This is a genomic window from Saprospira grandis str. Lewin (assembly GCF_000250635.1).
GTDB classification, from domain to species: domain Bacteria; phylum Bacteroidota; class Bacteroidia; order Chitinophagales; family Saprospiraceae; genus Saprospira; species Saprospira grandis.
This window is the reverse complement of sequence record NC_016940.1, coordinates 2,868,862-2,889,693: the sequence shown is the minus strand read 5'-3', so window position 1 is coordinate 2,889,693 and position 20,832 is coordinate 2,868,862. Positions and strand designations below refer to the sequence as shown.

At 47.7% G+C, this 20,832-nt stretch carries 15 protein-coding genes; 7 read left to right on the top strand and 8 right to left on the bottom strand.

Annotated elements, in window-relative coordinates; translation table 11 throughout:
* Position 1: 1 nt before the first annotated feature.
* Genes SGRA_RS12765 through cdd form a run of 3 tightly spaced genes read right to left on the bottom strand, consistent with a single transcriptional unit; the run spans position 2 to position 1,854 of the window.
* Positions 2–448 (bottom strand): hypothetical protein, encoded by a 447-nt coding sequence (locus SGRA_RS12765; protein WP_002659563.1) that lies wholly within the window; start codon positions 446–448, stop codon positions 2–4.
* A gap of 11 nt (positions 449–459) precedes the next feature.
* Entirely contained in the window at positions 460–1,365 is a 906-nt protein-coding gene (locus tag SGRA_RS12760; RefSeq protein WP_015693140.1) for a universal stress protein, read from the bottom strand.
* 3 nt (positions 1,366–1,368) lie between these two features.
* Entirely contained in the window at positions 1,369–1,854 is a 486-nt protein-coding gene (gene cdd, locus SGRA_RS12755; protein WP_015693139.1) for a cytidine deaminase, read from the bottom strand.
* A 583-nt stretch (positions 1,855–2,437) separates the two neighbouring features.
* Between cdd and SGRA_RS12750 the strand changes: the two genes are divergently transcribed.
* The 5 genes from SGRA_RS12750 (at position 2,438) to SGRA_RS12730 (ending at position 8,402) form a co-directional block, all read left to right on the top strand.
* Positions 2,438–2,968 carry a hypothetical protein gene (locus tag SGRA_RS12750; RefSeq protein WP_148268345.1) on the top strand — a complete coding sequence of 177 codons (531 nt, stop codon included), beginning with the start codon at positions 2,438–2,440 and terminating at the stop codon, positions 2,966–2,968.
* An 83-nt stretch (positions 2,969–3,051) separates the two neighbouring features.
* Positions 3,052–3,597, top strand: coding sequence for a hypothetical protein (locus tag SGRA_RS12745; protein WP_015693137.1), 546 nt, complete (start codon positions 3,052–3,054; stop codon positions 3,595–3,597).
* A 284-nt stretch (positions 3,598–3,881) separates the two neighbouring features.
* Entirely contained in the window at positions 3,882–6,506 is a 2,625-nt protein-coding gene (locus SGRA_RS12740) for a M1 family aminopeptidase (RefSeq protein WP_015693134.1), read from the top strand.
* Between the two features lie 13 nt (positions 6,507–6,519).
* Positions 6,520–7,623: a leucine-rich repeat domain-containing protein gene (locus SGRA_RS12735; protein WP_015693133.1), complete on the top strand. Its 1,104-nt coding sequence runs from the start codon at positions 6,520–6,522 to the stop codon at positions 7,621–7,623.
* Positions 7,623–8,402 carry an alpha/beta fold hydrolase gene (locus tag SGRA_RS12730; protein ID WP_015693132.1) on the top strand — a complete coding sequence of 260 codons (780 nt, stop codon included), beginning with the start codon at positions 7,623–7,625 and terminating at the stop codon, positions 8,400–8,402. The genes SGRA_RS12735 and SGRA_RS12730 overlap by 1 nt, the downstream gene beginning before the upstream one ends.
* On the opposite strand, the gene SGRA_RS12725 is transcribed toward SGRA_RS12730, so the two are convergent.
* Positions 8,355–8,681: a MerR family transcriptional regulator gene (locus SGRA_RS12725; RefSeq protein ID WP_015693131.1), complete on the bottom strand. Its 327-nt coding sequence runs from the start codon at positions 8,679–8,681 to the stop codon at positions 8,355–8,357. The two genes, SGRA_RS12730 and SGRA_RS12725, sit on opposite strands and share 48 nt — an antisense overlap.
* A gap of 228 nt (positions 8,682–8,909) precedes the next feature.
* Positions 8,910–9,887: a M23 family metallopeptidase gene (locus tag SGRA_RS12720; RefSeq protein ID WP_041329653.1), complete on the bottom strand. Its 978-nt coding sequence runs from the start codon at positions 9,885–9,887 to the stop codon at positions 8,910–8,912.
* 346 nt (positions 9,888–10,233) lie between these two features.
* Between SGRA_RS12720 and alaS the strand changes: the two genes are divergently transcribed.
* Positions 10,234–12,861 (top strand): alanine--tRNA ligase, encoded by a 2,628-nt coding sequence (gene alaS / locus SGRA_RS12715; RefSeq protein ID WP_015693129.1) that lies wholly within the window; start codon positions 10,234–10,236, stop codon positions 12,859–12,861.
* A gap of 359 nt (positions 12,862–13,220) precedes the next feature.
* On the opposite strand, the gene SGRA_RS12710 is transcribed toward alaS, so the two are convergent.
* Positions 13,221–13,853: a hypothetical protein gene (locus tag SGRA_RS12710; protein ID WP_015693128.1), complete on the bottom strand. Its 633-nt coding sequence runs from the start codon at positions 13,851–13,853 to the stop codon at positions 13,221–13,223.
* 121 nt (positions 13,854–13,974) lie between these two features.
* Positions 13,975–14,703, bottom strand: coding sequence for a hypothetical protein (locus SGRA_RS12705; protein ID WP_015693127.1), 729 nt, complete (start codon positions 14,701–14,703; stop codon positions 13,975–13,977).
* Between the two features lie 1,219 nt (positions 14,704–15,922).
* Between SGRA_RS12705 and SGRA_RS12700 the strand changes: the two genes are divergently transcribed.
* Positions 15,923–16,927: a hypothetical protein gene (locus tag SGRA_RS12700; RefSeq protein WP_015693126.1), complete on the top strand. Its 1,005-nt coding sequence runs from the start codon at positions 15,923–15,925 to the stop codon at positions 16,925–16,927.
* 386 nt (positions 16,928–17,313) lie between these two features.
* Here SGRA_RS12700 and SGRA_RS12690 read toward each other — a convergent pair whose 3' ends face one another.
* Positions 17,314–20,793, bottom strand: coding sequence for a lamin tail domain-containing protein (locus SGRA_RS12690; protein ID WP_015693124.1), 3,480 nt, complete (start codon positions 20,791–20,793; stop codon positions 17,314–17,316).
* Positions 20,794–20,832: the final 39 nt, after the last annotated feature.

Sequence of the window (20,832 nt, the reverse complement as noted above, 5' to 3'; positions counted from 1 at the left end):
CTTATTCTAAATCTACCTGATTGGCCGCTTGAGCCATCAGTTCCAAATTTTTGAGCGCCGCCTTATATATTGGGCTACTCAATTTCTCTTCTTCTAAAGCCTGCATTTGCTGGGCAAAAAAGCCAATAAAAGCAGGCAATTGCTCGGCAGCGGCACGGCTTTTCTCCAAAATAATTTCTTTATAAGGCTCCAAATCTTCCGGGCTTTCCAAAACGATCAAATCCGCCTTGGCGGCCTTCTTCAATCGCCCCTGATTCCAAGCCTCTAAGCGAAAGACATATTGGTCCAAAGAAGCCCGAACATGACTAAAAGCAAAGGGCGAACGCAAATCTCGGTTCTCCAATCGGCGCCAAAATACAAGGGCCTCCTCTTTCGTTCCCTGCTCTTCAATAAAACCCAAAGGGAGCAAAAGCCCCCGCAACTGCTCGGCATCTATCTGTTTGCCCATAATCCAATAACTTATCTAATAATGAAACAGGGGAAAGCTTCATTGAGTTGAATAATTTTTTCGCTAACACTGCCCAACCAAAGCGTCTTGAGCGCAGTATGCCCCTTGGCCCCCAAAAAGATGAGGTCGGGCCGATGATCCTCTGCCCAATCATATAAATGCCCCGCCGTACTCAAGCGCCCTCGCTGTATCAATTGCAGCTCCATCCGAGGCATATCTTTAGGCAGGTAGTTATCCAAGAAATTCTCATAAGCCTCCTTGGTGCTCGATAAAAGCAACTCCTCAAACTCCGCCTGCGTTTGATTGATATTATATATATGCGGATCGGGCATGCGATACACATGCACACAGTCTATTTGCGGCGGCTGCGGCAGACGTCGAGCCAAAGCACAAGCCGCCTGCAAAGCCAAAGCCGAGTTTTCAGAAAAATCTACCGGCACCATAAAACGGCCCAACTTCAATGGCTCGGCCAAAGGAGGCACAAAAAGCAAAGAAGAAGGCGAGCGACGAGCCAAGTTTCGACTCAAAACCCCAGCCCCCTGGGCCAAAGGCTTTTTGCCCAAAACCAACAAATCTGTCCGCTGCTCCTCCAATTCTTCCAACAATTCCTCCAAAGGCTGCCCATTCTCTACCTCATAGGCCAACTGAATATTCGTCTGCCCCAAATGAGCCTCCGCCAAAGCCTGCATGCGCTGCCGCTGCTCTTCCGCAGAAGGAAAAAGTTTCCGCATCCGCTCCGCATCAGCCGCAAAAAGTTGCTCAAAAAAGCCCGACTTTTTTACCACATGCATCAATTCTAATCGATCTATGCGCACATACTGCTGCAAAAATTCCAAATAACGCAAACATTGCTCATCTGCCGAAGAATAATCTAGGGCCAATAAGCCCTCCCGAATACGGAAATTTCTACTTAACATCTTTTATAAAAAACTTGGGTCAAACAAAAGTGGTAAAAGCGATTTGGTCGAAGCTATCCGATAAATATCGCCTTTGTCCCCCTGCAATAATAATTGTATAGGCGTTTCTTGCCGCCACTCAAACTCAAATAATACCTGCCGACAAGCCCCGCAAGGAGAAATCGGACGCTCTACCCGCTCCCCAGCCGTTTTTACCCGAATCGCCACCGCCCGAATAACTACCCCCGGAAATTGTGCCGCAGCCGCAAAAACAGCTGCTCTTTCTGCACAAATGGTAGACGGATATGCCGCATTTTCCTGATTACTCCCCAATACAATCTCCCCATTCTCCAAAAGCGCCGCCGCCCCCACTCTAAACTCACTATAGGGTGCATAGGCAGTATCACAGGCCGCATGCGCCCTAAGCAAAAGCTCCGCCTCAATAGCAGGCAGCTCCTCCGCCTTAGAAAATAGTTCATAGTTGGCCCGAATCTCAATCTTTTTGCCCATCGTCTAATTTTCCTTTTACTTGAACCCAAAGCTTGTCCCACTAAGCGCCCAAGGTTGTTCACAATAGAAAAGCTTGTAAAGATAGGCTTTTCGCTAGGCTATACAAAACTATTTTGCCCCCCTATATGCTGCTGTTTATCTGCTGTTTTTTTTGGGGGCCTCCCGCCTGCGGCGGGCGCTACGTTCCGCAGCTCGCTCTTCGCTCGGCCCTTCGCCGCTTTCAGCGGCTCGGTCTGGCCCTGCGGGCCACTGCTGCACATCGCTAGGCCAAATGCGCCTCCTCCGCTGCAAGCATTTTGAGATAACTTTTACTTAGCAGCAAAGCGCACAGCCAAAACTAATTTCACCCCAAAATATTTTAAAACAACCCTGCCCGAACAAAGCTGACTAAAAAATAATATTTAAGCTTTCCTTAAAAAAACTGGCAGCTATAATTCGAAAGCCCTATATTTGGTTTTGTTAAAAACTGAGACAGTTGATTACCCATGTTTTTGAAGTTTCTGGGCTGATTGCTCAAGCGCAAAACCATTGTTCTAATTGTGCTCAATCCCTATTACATCTTATCATTTTAATTCTTACAATTATGCGTTTATTTAGCAGCAGCCTTCTTATCGCTCTTATGACTAGCTTTTTCCTCATGTCTTGTGGAGGTGGAGATCCCACAGCTAGCAATCCCGACATCGCAAAAATGAGCGATGAAGCCAAAGCCGAAATGGACAAAATGTCTACCGGCGCTTGCGAATGCCTTAGCCAACACGGTGAAGAACTCACTGCTTTTGTAGATGAGGTTCTTCCTTTGCTCAAAGAGGCTCAAGCCAAAGAAGATACTAACCCCATGGAGGTTATGGGTGTAGTCATGGGCTCTATGGCCAAAATGAAAGCCTTTGGCGAATGTTTCCAGAAAGTAGGCGACGGTGTTAATGAAGATCTTCTAGACGAAGAAATGAAGAAAATCATCGGCGAAGATGCTGACCGTAAAGTAAAAGAAAAGAAGCAGATGGAAATCATCAACGCTTTCTTGGGTAAAAACTGCCCCAAAGAACAGAAGGTATTCCAGAAGTTCATGGACTTCGGTAAAGAAATGGAAGCTCTTCAGAATAAAGGTAAAGAGTAAGCATAGCGTTTATGCCTAAACCTATTTAGGGGCTGCAAGAATTGCAGCCCCTTTTTTATTTTATCCCTTAAGCCAAAACAATTATGCGTTTATTTAGCAACTACCTATTTACGGCCCTAATCATTAACTTTTTCTTGCTGGCCAGCCCAAAAGAAGCCTTGGCCCAAAAAGAGGAAAGTTCTTCTGTTGAAGCCGATATGGCTAGGCTAAGTCCAAGCACCCAAACAGAACTAGACAGCATGGCCCTTGACCTTTGTAACTGCCTGCAACAAGAGGAAAAAACGCTGCGGCTGTCCTTAGATAAAGCCATTGCCTTGCTCCAAGAAGCCCAAAACAAAGAAGGTCTAAATCCTGAGGAGAGGCTGCTAGAAGTGCGAAAAATTATGCTAAATACTCGCCCCTTTAGCCAATGTTTGAGCGAGGCAAAGAAAAATAATATAAGCGCTGCCTCTGCTCAAGAACTACTAGAAATGGCTGGCGATCCTGCAGTAGAAAGACAAAAGTATACAGATATGCTCAATAGTTTATTGGCCAAAAACTGTCCCGATAACCATGGGCAAGATATCTTCCAGAAGTTTAATGACTTTGGCGACGAAATGCAAGCCTTTAAAAAAAGGACTAAAGAGTAAGCCAATCAATATTTTCGCTTTGAACTCAGGGGCTGCAAGCATTGCAGCCCCTTTTTTTGGCCCAGCGCTGCGGCGGGGTGGCCGCAGGCCAGACCCAGCAGGCGAAGCCTGCGCAGGGCCGAGCAGACCTGCGAGCCCCAAAGCATAGCGGCGGCCGCCCGCCCTTTTAGGGGCGGCCGCGGGCCCCAAAGCCCCTATCTACTTCTTGCAGAAATTTGTATCTTTGAAGAGCAGCCAAAACGGCAAAATCAAAACGCATTGAAAAAAGTAGTGCAGAAAATAATATGGTACAGATCTCTAAAAAAGCCCTCTTTTGGGGGAGCCTCATGGGCCTAGCCATGATGGGCACAAGCTGTAAAACCAGCTCGAAAGTAAAAAAAGAAGAAGTAGTTGAGTACATTGACTATGAACTAGAACCCGTAGAAGTAACCGCCAACCGCCTAGATTTTGATCGGGCCGTTTACAACCCCAGCTATACCCGCCGCAACGATTTGCTGCATACCGATTTGGAGGTCCGCTTTGATTGGAACAAAAAATACCTCTTGGGTAAAGCAAAATTGACCATCAAGCCGCTTTTTTACCCCACCGACTCTCTACGCCTAGATGCCAAGGGCTTTGATATTCAGAAGGTGGCCATTTTGCAGGGCGGACAAGAAAAAAAGCTGCAATATAAGTATGAGGACCAAAAGAACCTCTTTATCCAATTGGACCGCAGTTATAGCCGAGAAGAAAGCTACCAGATTTTGGTAGAATATACCGCCAAACCCGATGAATTACCCATTGGCGGAAGCGCCGCTATTACCGCAGATAAAGGCCTCTACTTTATTAACCCCGATGGCAAAAACCCCGATAAACCGCAGCAAATCTGGACCCAAGGCGAGACCGAATCCAGCTCTTGCTGGTTTCCCACTATTGACCGCCCCAACGAAAGAACAACTCAGGAAATTAAAATTACGGTCCAAGACCGCTTCCAAACCCTCTCTAATGGCCTACTCATTAGCAGCAGAAAAAATGAAGACGGCAGCCGAACCGACCACTGGAAAATGGAGCAAAACCATGCGCCCTACCTCTTTATGATGGCCATTGGAGAATTTGCCCGCAGTACCGAAGAATGGAACGGCAAACTGCTCGAATATTATGTAGAAGCAGAATATGCAGAGCATGCAAAGGCCATTTTTCCGCAAACTCCAGAAATGCTCAGCTTCTTTTCGGCCCGCCTAGGCTATGATTATCCTTGGCCCAAATACTCGCAGGTGGTCGTCCGCGACTATGTTTCTGGCGCCATGGAGAATACCACCGGCGTTATCTTTGGCGAGTATATGCAGAAAACTAGCCGAGAATTGATTGATAATACGTCCAATGAAGGCGTAGTGGCCCATGAAATGATGCACCATTGGTTTGGCGATTTGGTGACCTGCGAGAGCTGGGCCAACCTCCCCCTCAATGAGTCTTTTGCCAACTATGGCGAATACCTCTGGTTTGAACACCGCTATGGCCGCGACTTTGCCGACTACAAGCGCATGAATGAGGTCCGTGGCTATATGAACCAAGCCGTTTTGCAAGATGATGCCCACCCCCTTATCCATTATGGCTATGAGGATAAAGAAGATATGTTTGATGCCCATAGCTACAATAAAGGAGGGGCCATTTTACATATGCTCCGCAAATATTTGGGCGATGATGCTTTCTTTGAAAGCCTCAAACACTATTTGCACAAAAATGAATATAGCGCCGCCGAAGCCGATGAGCTTCGCCTCGCCTTTGAAGAAGTGACTGGAGAAGACCTCAATTGGTTCTTTAATCAATGGTTCTATAAGGCGGGACACCCCAAGCTCAATATCAAACGCAGCTATTCCGATAGTAGCAAAACCCTAGTAGTAGAGTTAGAACAAACCCAAGACTATAGCCAAAGTACGGTCTTTATTCTGCCCATGGAACTGGCCATCTATACCCCTTCTGCTGGCGATTTGCCCATCATTAAGCAGATCCGTATGGACCAACAAAAACAGCGCTTTGAGTTTCCCCTCGATGAAGCCCCTACTTGGGTGGCCGTAGATCGGGAACGCATGCTCCTAGCCGAACGTGCCGAGGAACAAAGCAAGGAAGAATGGGCCGCCCAATATCGCCTTTCAGCCCGCTTTCAAGACCGCTACGATGCCTTGCAAAAGATCAAATACGACCAAGGCGAAGAAAAGATGCGCAAGCTTTTCTGGACCGCCCTGCAAGATCCCGCCTGGCCCATCCGCGCTATGGCTTGCGATTATGTAAAAGCACAATCTGAAGAAGAGACAAAAAGCCTGATCGCCAAATTGAGCAAAATGGCCGAGGAAGATCCCCACTCTCAGGTGCGCATGGCCGCCCTTCAACAGCTGGGCCGCATAGGCGATGCCAGTATTCTTCCTACCGTCAAAAAAATTATGGCCAATCAAGAAGAAGCCTATAGCGTCATCTATGGCGCCTTTAAGGCCATTCAGCAAATTGACCAGAACCTGGCCCTTGAACTAGCCAAAGAGCTAGAGCAGGAACAAAATCCCACCCTGCTCATGGGCATTGCCGAGCTCTATGGCCAAACCGGCGACCGACAATATCTGCCGTTCTTTAGCAAGAACTGGCAGAAAACCGAGAACTATGGCGCCATTAGCTTTTTTGGCCAATACCAAAAGCTCCTTGTCGCTATTGCCGATGATAATTTGACCCTAGAAAAGGTCAAAACACTAAAAGAAATTGGCAGCAACCCCAAGAATGACCTCTGGCACCGCTATGCCGCAGCCAATGCCCTCTACGATTTGCAAAAGGCTTATTTTGAAAAAGCCCCCTATGAGGAAATTCAAAAGGCCCTAAAGACGGTTATAGAGAAGGAAGAAAATAGTAATTTGAAGAATCTCTATCAAAACTGGAAAGTCAATTAAAACAATTAAGCTATTGGCCCGCAAGAGCTGGCTGCTCAGCCAGCTCTTGCTCCTTTGGGCCTGCCAAACCAGCACCCCCGCCGAGCCCGTTGCCTTGGTGGAAGAACCAACTATTTACCAATATCCAAAGGATAGCCTTTGGAGAGGGCACCCTTTGCGCCCCGATCAGCCCGATTATATCAATAATGCCTATCCCAATTATAGCGATAGCATTTTTGCCCTGCTCCAAAGCCAAGAGGACTTTAATTATCCCTACGGCAAAAGTGAGGAGGAAGTGCAGTTCTTTCTCTATCAACTAGAAAGCAAACGCAGGGCCCGCATCCGCTACCTGATGGGCCTGAATATCCCTATGCGCCCCAGCGCTATGGCCCAAAAACGCTACCTCAACCTCTCTAGTCGTGGACTCAAAGAGATTCCCTATGAATTGGGCCGTCTCCAATCGCTAGAAGAACTTTTACTCAAGTATAATGAGATCCGAAGCTTTTCTACTAGCCTCTACCAATGTAAAGCACTCAAACGCCTAGACCTTAGCTCTAATCAGCTAGAAGAACTCCCCAATTCTATTTATCAACTCCGAAAACTCGAAAATCTCAGCCTAAGAGATAATAAGCTGAAGTTTCTCCCCGCTGGATTTTCCCAACTCCGAGAGTTGCGCAGCCTAGACCTCAGCAATAGCCACCGCTCTATGGCTGGCGCCTACAATAATTTTCGCTACCTTCCTGCCGCCGTTTATCGCCTGCCCAAATTGGAAAAGCTCCTCTTGCAACGCCTGCCCTTACAGCAGTTTGCCCTAAATGTCCAACAGATGAAATCGCTCAGAGTGCTGAGCATTGCCGGCTGCTACCAACTCCCCCTAGATAACAACCTTAAGTTATTGGCCAAATTGCCCAATCTAGAGGTGCTCGATATCTCTTTCTTGGGCCGCCGAGCCCTCCCCAAAAGTATTGAGCGCTTCAAACACCTAAAGGTGCTCATCTGGCAAGAGGAAAATGGCGTTAATGAACAGGCCATCAAGGCCCTGAAAAAAATATTACCCAATACTCGCATCTATTGGGGGGCGCCAGGCGAAAAACGCCCCTTTTTACGAGCCAATTCTATCGAAACGATTATTCAATAATGAGCCATTCTGCTTTTCTTCCCATCCAAGATTATCAACTACATTATCAACTGATTGGCAACTTTGCCCCCCAAAAGCCCCTTTTGGTCTTCTTGCATGAAGGCCTAGGGGCTTTGCCGCTCTGGAAGGGCTGGCCCCAAGAACTGGCCCAAGCGCTAGATTGCCCCATCCTGCTCTATGAGCGCAGAGGCTATGGCCAATCGGATCCCTTGCCCCTCCCCCGCCCCAAAAGTTATCTGGAAAAAGATGGGGTGGCAGAACTATACGCTTTGCTCCAAAGCCTAAAGGTCCAACAGCCTATCCTTATCGGTCATAGCGATGGCGGCAGCATCGCCCTAGCCTATGCGGCCCAATACCAAGTGAAGGCCCTAGCCGTTTTGGCCGCTCATATTTATGTGGAGGAGGTAACGCTGGCTGGCATTTTTGCCGTAAAAAACAATCCCCAGCTTCCGAAAATTATTCAGAAACTGGGGAAATATCATGGGGCCGAAAGTCCCCGCATTTTCTCGGCTTGGGCCGATACTTGGCTGCGCGCCGATTTTAAATCTTGGAATATCGCTCCGCTCTTGCCCCAAATTCAGGCTCCCGCTTTTGTCTTGCAAGGCCAGGCGGATGAATATGCCAGCCCCAAGCAGCTAAGCGATATTTTTGAAGGTTTGGGGAGCCAAGACAAAGAACAACATCTTTTGCCCAACTGCGGCCATAGTCCGCATATTCAGGCCAGAACAGCCCTAAATGCCCTTCTCCTGCCCTTCCTGAGCCGCCAAATCAGCCTGTAGGCCCAATAAGAAATGGCGAATCTCCTCTAGCTTTTCGATCATCTGCTGATGGCTTTGGTCCAAATTCGCCCGCCGATGAATCTCTTTTTTGGCCCCCTCTACCGTGAAGCCCTTTTCGTGCAAAAGGTATTTGACCACCAACATGCGCTGCACGCCATGCTCGGTGTAATCCGTGGCCTTTCGCCCCTTTTTTCCAAGAAAAAAGGCAAACTCTCTGGCCCAATTACGCAAGGTGGCCGTCGATACATCTAACTTTTCTGCTAACTCTTTGGGCTTCATCCTAATCGTTTTTTTATGAGAGATTTTTGGGCCTCCGCCGCCCTTCGGTCGTCGGCGCTACGCTTTAGGGCTCGCAGGTCTGCTCGGCCCTCGCCAGCAAGCTGGCTCGGTCTGGCGCTCTGCGCCACCCTGTCGCATCGGTTACTCCCTTCGGTCGTCGAACTGCGCCCTAAAGGGCTTGTTGTGGCCTGCGGCCCTAAAGGGCCTGCAAAACCGCAGCAAAAGGACCTACTTATGTATCGATAGAGCTTGGTTCTGCTGCGAAGCATACTGAATAAACTCCTTATACTCCTGATTATCTAGACCGTCTCGGCAAAAGGGCAAGGGATTCACTTTTTTGCCCTTATGCACCACCTCATAATGAAGGTGTGGCGCCGTAGAAGCCCCCGTATTGCCCACTCGACCAATAATTTCTCCCCGCTTTACTTTGTCTCCAGCCTTTACTTCTACCTTAGACATATGTGCGTAGAGGGTTTTATAGCCATGTCCATGATCAATAATAACATGGCGGCCGTAGCCCGTCCGCTTAAGGACCACCTTGGCCACTTTTCCGTTGCCCGTAGCATAAATGGGCGTGCCAGTCGGTGCCCCAAAGTCAATGCCCGTATGCATCTTCAAGATCTTGTAAATAGGGTGCTTTCTGTAACCAAAACCAGAAAGATACTCGATGCGGCGCTGTAGTCTGCGCACCGGACGAATCGAGGGAATAGCTTGTAGAAGTTCTTGTTTCTCTTTGGCGGCTAACAAAACTTCTTCCTGAGCCTTGGCCATAAGCGCCAGCCGCTGGCGCATTTGTAAGACCCGCTCCGAAAGTTCTTTAATGAGCTCTGCATCCGATAGATTTTCTAGACCTGCATATTTATTACTGCCGCCTCGCCCTCCGGTCCAATAGGCTTCGTCATTCGGGTCGAGCTCCAACACTTGGCGATAGATGGCCACATCTCGCTCATGTAGGTTTTCTAGCGCTTCCTCCATTAGGTCCAATTGGCTAGTCATTTCTTCATAGCGCGACTTGATGAGCTGCAATTCATGCGCCTCCTGTTTGTCCTCATTGGGCTTAGATGAAGCCAAGTACACAATGCCGATAGAAAAACCGACAATCATGACAAAAAAGAGGGCCAGCTGTAAATACCGCTTACGCTTAGAGACCTTTACCTTCTCGTAGCGCAGGGTGTGCGGGTTATATATATACTTATCCTTAGACATATGATTTCTAATTTTGCGAAAATGCCAAGCAAAATTAAGAATATTCACTTAAAGGACAAATTTTAGCGCTTTAAGGCAGGGATTTAACTACTTAGGGCATTTTTTGAGCTGAAAAACCCTATCTTTCGGCGTCTTTTTTTAAGGTCTAGCAGGGCGCAAAGCGCCCGCAGGCTGAGGGATGGATAAGGGGGGCCGAAGGCCAGACCCAGCGGGCAAAGCCCGCGCAGGGCCGAGCGAATAGCGAGCCCTGGCACAGCCCGACCCGAGCCCAAGGCGAGGGGCAGCCCCAAATCATCCTAAAGATCATCTGAATCCGAAAACTTAGTACTAGTATTTTAGAGCGTTTATGAAAACAGCAAAAGCGATCCGACAAGAGTTTCTAGACTTTTTTGAAAGTAAGGGCCACCAAATTGTAGCCTCTGCTCCTGTCGTTAACCAAAATGACCCTACCCTGATGTTTATCAACTCAGGCATGGCACAGTTTAAAGATTATTTTTTGGGCAATCAGGAAAGCCCCTCGCCCAGAATTGCCGATACCCAGAAGTGTTTGCGCGTATCGGGCAAGCATAATGATTTGGAAGATGTGGGCCGAGATAGCTACCACCAAACTCTTTTTGAGATGTTGGGCAACTGGTCTTTTGGCGACTACTTTAAGCAAGAAGCCATTGATTGGGCTTGGGAACTGCTCACAGAGCGCTATGGCATTGACCCCGAACGCCTTTATATTACCGTTTTTGCTGGCGATGAAGCCGATAATCTCCCCGCCGATGAGGAGGCCGAAAAAATGTGGGAGAAATGGGTGCCCAAAGATCGCATCCTGCGCTTTGACCGCAAAGATAATTTTTGGGAAATGGGCGATCAGGGACCTTGTGGCCCCTGTGCCGAGATTCATATTGACCTGCGTTCGGAAGAAGAACGGGCCGCTAAGGATGGCAAGGAGCTGGTGAATATGGACGACCCCATGGTGATTGAGATTTGGAACCTGGTCTTTATGCAGTTTAACCGCATGGCCGATGGCAAACTGGTCCCGCTCAAAAATAAACATATTGATACGGGTATGGGCCTAGAGCGCCTTTGTATGGTGCTGCAAAATAAAACCTCTAATTATACTACTGACCTCTTTAGCCCCATTATCGAAAAGATTGAGGCCCTCAGCGGTTTTGAATATAAGGATGATTATTCGCCCAAAGCCTTGAGCGATATTGCCATGCGCGTTATTGCCGACCATGTTCGGGCCGTGGCTTTGGTCATTGCCGACGGACAACTGCCCTCTAATACTGGGGCCGGCTATGTGGTCCGCCGCGTACTGCGCCGAGCCGTTCGCTATTATTTTAGCTTCCTTAATCGCCAAGATCCCATGATCCATTTGTTGGTGCCTGTGGTTTCCGAAATGTTTAAGGAGGTCTTTCCAGAGTTGGCCGCCCAAGAAGATTTCATTTGCAAAATGGTGAAATCGGAAGAAGAGGCCTTCTTGCGCACTTTGGCCAATGGACTCAAGCGAATTGAGCAATTGGAGGTCAAAAATAATGAGCTGCCCGGCGAAACTGCCTTTGAACTCTTTGATACCTTTGGTTTTCCTATTGACTTGAGCTTGCTCATTGCCAAAGAGAAAGGCTGGACCGTAGACCTCAAGGGATTCGAGGCCGCTTTGGCCGAGCAGAAAAAACGCTCACAAGCAGATGCCGCCAAAGATGTAGCCGATTGGGTGATCCTTGAAGAAGGACAAACCGACTTTGTAGGCTATGAAAAAGATAGCTGCCAAAGTCGCTTGCTCAAGTACCGCAAAGTGGTGGTGAAAAAGAAAACCCAATACCAATTGGTCCTAGAACAAACGCCTTTCTACCCTGAAGGCGGGGGACAAGTAGGCGATACCGGCCTACTCTTCTTTGGCGAGGAGAAAATCCCAGTGATCAATACGCTCAAAGAAAATGATCTCATCATTTCTATTACGACGAAGTTGCCCGAGCAATTGGACCAAGTCGTACGGGCAGAGATTAACGCCCCCAAACGCCGACTCACCGAAAACAACCACTCGGCTACCCACCTTTTGCATGCCGCTTTGCGCCAAGTCTTGGGCCATCATGTACAACAAAAAGGCTCTTTGGTCAATGCGGATTTGCTCCGTTTCGATTTCTCTCATTTTGAGAAAATGACTGCCGAGCAAGTTGTAGAGGTAGAGCGTTTGGTCAATAAAAAGATTCGGGAAAACATCAGCCTTAAGGAGCAAAGAGATTTGCCCATTGAGCAAGCCAAAGAAGAAGGCGCAATGATGCTATTTGGCGAAAAATACAGCGATCAGGTCCGGGTAATTACCTTTGACGATAGCTATTCTAAAGAACTTTGTGGCGGTTGCCATGTTTCGGCTACCGGTAAAATTGGCCTGTTTAAGATTCGGGAAGAAAGCTCTGTAGCCGCAGGCGTACGCCGTATTGTGGCCCTCACCGCAGATGTGGCCGAGGAGTACCTACGCAAGGAAAGCCAAGAATTGGCAGAGGTGAAAAGCCGCTTTAATAATCCTAAAAAGCTTTTGACGGTTATTGATAAGCTCCTTGAAGACCAAAAAGCCCTACAAAAGGAATTAGAACAGCTCTTGCTCCAACAAGCTCAAGCCGAAAAGGCAGATCTTTTGGCCCAAGCCCAAGAAATTGGCGATGTGCAGCTCGTGAGTGGTCAGCTCTCGGTTTCCGATAAGGATGCCATCAAGCAGATTTGCCAAGAGATTGGCCAACAACTGCCCAGAGCCGTAGTCGCTCTAGCCGCCGCCGATGGCGCAAAGGCTAGCCTCACGATTTCTATGAGCAGAGAACTGGCTCAAGAAAAAGGCTGGAATGCAGGCAAATGGATTAAGCAAGCCGCTAAACACATTAAAGGTGGTGGAGGCGGACAGCCTTTCTTTGCTACCGCAGGTGGCAAGAATCCAGCGGGCATCCCTGCCGCTTTGGCAGAAGTGAAAAGCCTAGTAGAAGATAACTAAGGCCATATAGATATAGTAAAGGGGCTGTCGGATGATCCGACAGCCCCTTCTTTTTTGTCCTTAGCGAGACGGTTTAAGATTTTGTGCTTCCCCTTTTTGCTGCCTAGGGACAAGCCCCTAGGCTAGCTTTTTTAGACAGCCCTCTAAAGAGGGCCTTTGGATAAGGTTATTATCTGCTATAACAACTGAGCAAAGCCTTCTATATAAGCAGTTGAGGCCCTTCTTAGGGCTGACTCCATTTAGATTAGCCTAGGGGCTTGTCCCTAGGCAATAATTGGATGAACCCTGCTTTTGAACGTCAAACTAAAAGCCCAAATTTTATTCAGATACACAAAACCCTAAACCATCCCTCCTTAATCCTAGCGATTGAAGTAATAACTCGCTCCAATGTTTAGGTTCAAGCTATTCAAATTGAACAACTCAAAAGTATTGCTAGTAATTTTATCATCACCACCATTGATTTTCTCCACTTGGTTCTCATAAGAGATAATATTACCCAAGCCCATTTCTAGACCAATCTTAGGCGTAGGGAAATACAACAAACTAGGAGCAATTCCTACAGCTACAGTGTTAATAGGATCATCTTCTACAGTAACATTCCCTGTTTTTGTTTCTCCAGTTTGGCTCATATAACGAAGATTCAAATCTCCAACAATGGCAAATTTTTCCTCTTCACCCAAACCAATAGCATAACGACCAAATACACCCACACCTACAATAGTTGAGGTTGTTTTGTCGTCTTCCAATGATGTATTTACACCCGATACCATAAGCTCTAAGCCTGCACCAATGTTGTCCGTAAAAAAGTACCCTACTTTTGGAGCAAAAGAATAGCCCGTTGTTGTAGGTCCTTCAACACTTAGGTTGCCAAATTCTGACTTACCACTCTCTACAGTTAGCCCTAGTCCTCCACCAGCAAATAATCCTTGGCCAATTTGTGCTTGTGCTTGTACAGCAAATAGTGTCAATACAAAAAATAATAGCTTTTTCATGCTTGTTTTGTTTAATTAAAAAATCAACCTCTAAGGGCAAAAATGATGCTAACAAAACAAAAGACCGACAAGTTGTCAGTTCAACTCATCGGCCCTTTTGCTCTGCTATTTTGCCTAAATCCTACTGCGTCAAAGGAGTAGGCTCTTCCTCTAGTTGTAATTCCATTTCTTCTTTTGACTTTTCTGGCGTTTTGCCTTTTTCCTCAAATAAATTAGGCATACCTTCTTCTAGATTATAAAAGCGAACTTGCACGCCATCTAGCTCACAGGCCAAATCAACCAAACGGTTGCCTTCTACCCACAAATAACGCTTACAATAGTTGTGTACGGGCAGCTCAAAAGAAGGCTGTCCATACCATTCATTAAACAAATCAGCCGTTACGTTTAAGACATCTGTACTATTTTGCCCCTCTTCCAAACGAATTAGCCCCTTGCCCGCATAAAGCCCAGCCTCTTCGCTATACTCAAAGTCAAAAATAATAGGCAGGGCCTCTCCCGCCACTGGCAACTGATAGGCATAAGCCCCTTCTTCTCGACTTCTAGCCGACTTAAAGCGCTCTACTTTCCCTTTGCGGGCCAACTTCTTATGCGCCTTCTTGATGTCTTCGGCTTGCATACCAAATTGATAGCCCGGAATCGCTTCCTTAAAGCTTTTTCCACTGCTCAGACCTTCTTTAATCGCCGTTTGTACCGCCATAGCTGTCGCTTCTGCCTCAGACATAGGACGATCACCTCTTTGAACCGAATTATCGGTGTCTACTAATACCGCAGGTTTGCTGCTCGGCTTATCCGAATCGCAGGCGGTCAAAATAAATAGGGCTAAGGCCAAATAAAGATAGTTTTTCCACATAGTATTTTCACTTTAATGGGGTTGTTGGGGGAATATCACTCTTTGCGCTAAAATAGTTCCAATCTAGCCGCTCTGCAAGTTTTATCTCTTTTCTCTTCCTCCCCTCTCCTATTTACGGACGCTTTTATTTAGTTGTTTTTTTGGGGCCTCCGCTGCGGCTTCGCCTTGCGGCGCTACGCTTCAGGGCTCGCAGGTCTGCTCGGCCCTGCGGCCTGACGGCCTTGGTCTGCGGCTTCGCCGCCCCCTTTCGCATCGCTAGGCCGAATGGAGGTCCGGGCGCTTCGACAATAACTGTAGGTTGAAACCTACAGCCATACAACAATTATATACTACATCTATAGTGCGGAGAGGATTAAAATCCTCTACCGCTTTTAACGGCCCTCAGAACTGCTCTATTTATGATTTAGGCAGCCTAGAAGATGTTTGTTTATGGAAGGTTTTAACCTTCCATACTATATTAAACTGCATTCGTTAATTGGCTGTAGGTTTCAACCTACAGCTCGGCCCAGCAGGCCTTTAGGCTGCAGGATTCTTGGCCCAAAAATATAACTGCCTTCCATATTTAGCTCCTAAGCGCCTATCCCTAAACTGTAGTAGGGTCGGTCCAGAAAAAAAAGATAGAGCATTTTAGATACGCCCGGAGGAGTTTGTAAACTGCAGATTAGCTCTGGCACCACGCCAGAGGCATTTTGCAACTGCAGATTAGCTCTGGCACCACGCCAGAGGCATTTTGCAACTGCAGATTAGCTCCGGCGCCACGCCAGAGGCGTTTTGCAAATGCAGATTAGCTCCGGCGTCACGCCAGAGGCGTTTTGCAAATGCAGATTAGCTCCGGCGTCACGCCAGAGGCGTTTTGCAAATGCAGATTAGCTCTGGCGCCAGGCCAGAGGCGTTTTGCAAATGCAGATTAGCTCCGGCGCCACGCCAGAGACGTTTTGCAACTGCAGATTAGCTCTGGCGCCAGGCCCAAGCTGTTTGTAAGTTGCAGATAAGTACTAAACATTAGCTTTTTCCCTGCTGTCATTCAGCTCTTGCCCCAAAACAACTGTTCTACTATAGTACAGTACTAAATTTAATTGATCAACTACAAAAAATAGCGCTGCGTAAACAGTAAATGTTAAAAAGTTATATTTTTTTGGCAAAAGGCTTGACATTTTAAAAGTATACCTGTAGTTTTATAACGTAATTTATTCATTAACCCCATTTAAACACAAAACTTATGGGATATAGAGAAGACTGGAGCAAGATTGAGAACTTCGTCAATAGCTCTACTCAAAGCAGCTTAAAGAAAATGTACCTGATGTCTACGGACCACATTCACAAGCTTATGGCAGAAGCCCCGAATGATGCGGTTATTCAAGACATCTTGACCTTTGTGCAGCCCGCCTATAGCAACTTTGTTCGCCAATATCGAGCAAAGACGCTCCAAATCAATGCTTATCGTCTAAAGACGCTTGATTTTACAAATATGACGGCCTTGCTTTCTAGCGAGAAAATCCGTCGATGGGATGTAGAGATTCAGATGATTTATGATGACAGAAGCAATCAGTATCAATCTTTGCTGCCTAATGGCCGCGCCCCTTTCCAGAAAGGAGCTTATGAAATGCGCATTGAATCTGTAATGACCTTAGGAGAAGCGCTTAGCATGGACCCGCAACTAGGAACATTGGGTGGAGATATCCTTGCTTTTGGGCAGCAGCTAGAGCTTTTGCGCCAAGAACAGCAAGGAAATGAGGGCCAAAAAAGCATTCACTCTGCTAGCCTAGAGGCCTTGCGTAAGGAATTGGCCACCGTACTCTTTGGGGCCTTTGGTCGCCTAATTGGGCACTACTACAGAGAACTGCACAAAGTGACCAACTTCTACGAACTGAAGTATTTCCGTCGCCGCTCAAGCAGCAGCAACAACAATAGCGAGGAAGAAGAAAACTACGACCTCTTTGAATTTGATCTCGCCCCCCAAAGCCGAGTCGTCAAGCTAGAGGGCTTGCTTGCGGGTGGAGAAACGATTCGCCTACAGCTACTAGAAGGAGACAACCTTCAGTATTATACTGTAGCTAATTCGGCAGATACTCCCGATCAAGTTTATCGCCTACAAAACAGCCAAAATGCTCGCCTACAGCTACCGCTTGGGCATCGTCTCTTGGTGTTGGAAAATTCCGAAAACAGCTCTGCTAAGGTAGAAGTTGAAGTTTTGGAAGATGATGAAGTCCCTGGCACTAACTAACAAACAGGCGTTTATCATTACTTTTACTCTCCCCTCCTTGCGAGGGGATTTTTATTTTATAGTTGGTCCAAAACGGCAGTACCGCCCGCTTTCTCTTTTGACAACAACTATAAGCTAGCTGTTTTTGGCCCAGCCTTTTTTTATGGGCCAGGCGGGCATTGGCCCAGCGCTGCGGAGCGGGTGGCCGAAGGCCAGACCGAGCTTTTTTTGAGCAAAGCGAAAAAAAAGCGAAGGGCCGAGCAGACCTGCGAGCCCCGCAGCATAGCGGCGGCCGAGCTAGGCGGAGCCTAGTCGGCCGCGGGCCCCAAAAAAATAAGCAACTAGCCATAGAAATGACTAATTGCTTATCTAAAACTAGCGCCTAAACGGCTCATTTTGCTTGGGGATTAAAACTTGGCGGCCAGCACACAAGTCTTCTTTTCCACTTTTGTGTCTCCAGAGGGAGAAACCAACTTAGCCAGAATGACATAGGGACCCACCAGGGCCTTTTCGCCGGCTTCATTGCTGCCATCCCATTGCAAAAAGCCCTCTTGCAAGAGACTTTCGCCCTGCACCAACTGCTTAATAAAGCGGCCATTTGCATCATAGACGGCAACCTCTGCCACATAATCGGGACCGGGCAAACTATAGTTAATCAATAGAAAATCCTCAAAGCCGTCGCCATCGGGCGAGAAAGTGTTATTGGGCAACTCTAGTAATTCTTGGCCCAAGACCTCATTGCGCAAAGCGCTACTATTCTCATAAGTTGGAGTGGCAAAGGTAGCGGCCTGCGCCGCCGAATGCCAGTTATTAGGATCGTTGGTAGGCGCATTTAGGTCGATGCGTTCTAGAGAAACGCCATCCACCTCATCGAGCAATTCATTATGGAAATCCTCAGAATAATCAAATTGGTCCACAAAGACCGCCTGATTATTCGTTACGCTATAGATTAAAACCGTTCCTTCATCATCATTATAAGCAGGCAGGTCTGTTTCGAGCATCTTGCTTAAATCGGGAGTGGGTTGGCCTACTGGGCGGGCATATTGGCGGGCCAGATTGGCGGCTCCCTCAGTGAGTACGGCATAACTGCCAGGGAAAATGAGCAAATTGCCCACTACTCGATTGGCATCATCCAGCAAACTACTTTCTTCGGTGGTGTTGGCGATCCAGAGGTCGCCTAGGTTGAGCACCTTCTCCGAAGCGTTATAGATTTCTACAAAATCGCTACCGCCCGTAGCGGGATTGAAAAGGACCTCATTAAGTTGGAGATCGCCAGCCGCAATGTTTTGGGGCAGGGCAAAGCGGGTACTATTGATCAGGCCGATGGGATTGCCTACGCAATCGGTCAGGCCATTGGTTAGGCTAATGGTATAAATCGTATTAGCGCTTAGTCCTTGATCGGTAACAATGACCAAAGTATTGTAGTTGGGGGCTTCCAGATAGGCCTCTTGGACCATCAGGCCATTATCTAGACTAAAGTTGGCCAAGTTAACGGCCGTGCTATCATCCAAAGCCTCGGAGAAAAAGAGGCGGATGCTATCGCCATTGGCGGCAATACTGGCCCCAAAAGGATAAGCGCGGATAAGGTCGGGAGCGAATTGGTCGGGATTATCTTGGTAGACCGAATTTTCTTCTCCGGGCGTTCCCCCAATCGTAGCATAATTGGGCGGTTGAGCGATAGAGCCCATCCAGTTGCTAGCGCCCTCGCAGGGGCGGTTAGGATTGATGCGTTCGAGGGTCCAGCCACCATCGGCCTTACTGCTTTCGCTATACCAGTCGGAGCTAAAGTCTACGGCATCAATAATATTTCCGTTTGCGGCACTCAGGCTAATGAGCTCTCCCCCTGCGTTGAGGTCTGGAAAGGTCGTGAATGTGATTGCTGAGCCAAAACTGTTATAAGATTGGCCCTGTTCTTCTCCGCTAATGATGAGATATTCGCCGGGGGCCAAGATATAGAAAGGGAAGACGGCATCTCGGCTACTTGTCCCATCGCTAAAGCGATAATTAAGCAGGTTGATATACTTATTGGAGCGGTTATAAAGCTCTACAAACTCGAGTTCTGGCAAGCCCACAGAGGGAGAGGCATCGGCCAAGATTTCGTTGATTAGGATATCATAATGTTCGGCGGCTTCCACTTCATAATAGACAAAGCTAGCCGTTCTATTGGCTAGGTTGCCTACACAGTCGCCCACATTATTGGCTGTAATGCTATAGGTATTTTGGCTTTGCATATTGCTATTGAAGGTCAGCTCAACGGTATATTGGTCCAAGAGCTGGGCAAAAACGACATTCAGGCCATTATCTATACTATAGTTAGCTATGTCCGTGGCAGCTAGGGCATCTAAAATATCATCGAAGACCAAAACCGCCTGATTCACAGAGGCCTGACGGGCTTGAAGAATGACTGGGGCTGTAGTATCTACGGTATTATCCAGGACCGAATTGGGGGCGCCTGGGGTTCCGCCATTAAGATCGTTGGAGGCGATCCAGTTATTGCCGCCCTTACAGACCAAATTGGGGTTGATTAGCTCTAGGGTCCAGCCGCCGGCATCTTTATTATCATCTTGGTACCAATCGTTGCTATACAAAATGCTATCGACCAATTGGCCTGCGGGCGTTTTGAGCAGCAGGTAGGCGCTGGTATTATTTAGAGAGGGAAAGCCAGGAATCTGCTGTTGATTGCTAGCCGTTGTATAGGCGGCATCATTGTGCAGGATCAGGTATTCATTGGGCAAGAGGATATAATTGGCTAGGCTGCGGCTAGTTTCGGTACCGCTGCTAGCGCTGCGGTGGATCAGCTCATAATTGCTGAGGTCCACGGCCCCTGTGCCTCGGTTATAGATTTCGATAAACTCGGCTTCGGGTAAATTGACTGTGGGAGAGGGATCGATCATCAGTTCATTGAAGATGAGATCTTGATAAGCGGGGGTGACCAACTGAACATAAGTAAAGGTAGTGCTTTGGTTGCTCAGGGCATTACCCGAGAGGTCCTCCACATTATTCACGCTTAGCTGATAGCTCGTTTGCGACTGCATGCTAGTTACCGTCAGGTTCACCTGATTAGGATTTTGGGCATCAATTTGAGCGGCGGAGACCGTTACACCATTATTCAGGCTATAGTTAGCGGCATTATTGGCTGTTGTGGGGTCTAGGGCCTCATCAAAAAGCACTGCTACAGTAGTTGCCGAGGCGGCAGAGGCTGAGAGCAAGCTGGGCGCTTGTTGGTCCACAAAAAGGGGCGAAATCGAAATATCGTCATAGGAAAAGCGGTCGCCTTGGGTAGAAGAATAATACGTGCGGATAGCAAAGAAGCTGCCTGCATTATGGCTATTATCTTGGGTGGTGCCTTCCGAGACGAAGTTAGTACCTCCGCTATAATCGGCGCTTAGCTCCCAGTTGCCGGCATTATCTCGGCTAATGCGGACACGGACATTATTGCTAGGGCCGGCCATTTGGCCATCTGTTCCACGGATCAGGCTAGAGGAAGAGCCGTTTGTAATTCGGTAAAGCTCTAGGGCGTCATTGCTGCCACTTTCGCCAAACTCCAGATAGTAGCCATTGAGGTTAGCGTTAACATCGGCTTGATCGATTTGGAGATAGACACGTACCTTATTAGAGCCAGAGGGTCCTGAGGTGGTCAGGTCAGTTTTAATCAGGAACTCCCAAACGGTACTATCTTGCATATTGGCGCCCACATACAGGCTGCTATTGCCAGTATTGCCAAGGTCATTGATGGCCAACGCATTGTTTGTATCGATAGTATATTGAGCTTGGTCACCGGTCCAGCTAGGGTTGCTAGTAAAGTCGCCATCGCTAAAATCGTCGGTAAGGCTTTGGCTGGCTAGGCTAAGGGGCAGGAGCAGTAGGCCGAGGAGAAGTTTTTTCATCGCAGTTATTTTATGGTGGGTGCTTGTGATTTTGACTAA

Coding starts and splice junctions, on each gene's coding strand:
- SGRA_RS12765 (WP_002659563.1), bottom strand. CDS start 448: ATGGGCAAACAGATAGATGCCGAGCAGTTGCGGGGGCTTTTGCTCCCT.
- SGRA_RS12760 (WP_015693140.1), bottom strand. CDS start 1,365: ATGTTAAGTAGAAATTTCCGTATTCGGGAGGGCTTATTGGCCCTAGAT.
- cdd (WP_015693139.1), bottom strand. CDS start 1,854: ATGGGCAAAAAGATTGAGATTCGGGCCAACTATGAACTATTTTCTAAG.
- SGRA_RS12750 (WP_148268345.1), top strand. CDS start 2,438: ATGCGTTTATTTAGCAGCAGCCTTCTTATCGCTCTTATGACTAGCTTT.
- SGRA_RS12745 (WP_015693137.1), top strand. CDS start 3,052: ATGCGTTTATTTAGCAACTACCTATTTACGGCCCTAATCATTAACTTT.
- SGRA_RS12740 (WP_015693134.1), top strand. CDS start 3,882: ATGGTACAGATCTCTAAAAAAGCCCTCTTTTGGGGGAGCCTCATGGGC.
- SGRA_RS12730 (WP_015693132.1), top strand. CDS start 7,623: ATGAGCCATTCTGCTTTTCTTCCCATCCAAGATTATCAACTACATTAT.
- SGRA_RS12725 (WP_015693131.1), bottom strand. CDS start 8,681: ATGAAGCCCAAAGAGTTAGCAGAAAAGTTAGATGTATCGACGGCCACC.
- SGRA_RS12720 (WP_041329653.1), bottom strand. CDS start 9,887: ATGTCTAAGGATAAGTATATATATAACCCGCACACCCTGCGCTACGAG.
- alaS (WP_015693129.1), top strand. CDS start 10,234: ATGAAAACAGCAAAAGCGATCCGACAAGAGTTTCTAGACTTTTTTGAA.
- SGRA_RS12710 (WP_015693128.1), bottom strand. CDS start 13,853: ATGAAAAAGCTATTATTTTTTGTATTGACACTATTTGCTGTACAAGCA.
- SGRA_RS12705 (WP_015693127.1), bottom strand. CDS start 14,703: ATGTGGAAAAACTATCTTTATTTGGCCTTAGCCCTATTTATTTTGACC.
- SGRA_RS12700 (WP_015693126.1), top strand. CDS start 15,923: ATGGGATATAGAGAAGACTGGAGCAAGATTGAGAACTTCGTCAATAGC.
- SGRA_RS12690 (WP_015693124.1), bottom strand. CDS start 20,793: ATGAAAAAACTTCTCCTCGGCCTACTGCTCCTGCCCCTTAGCCTAGCC.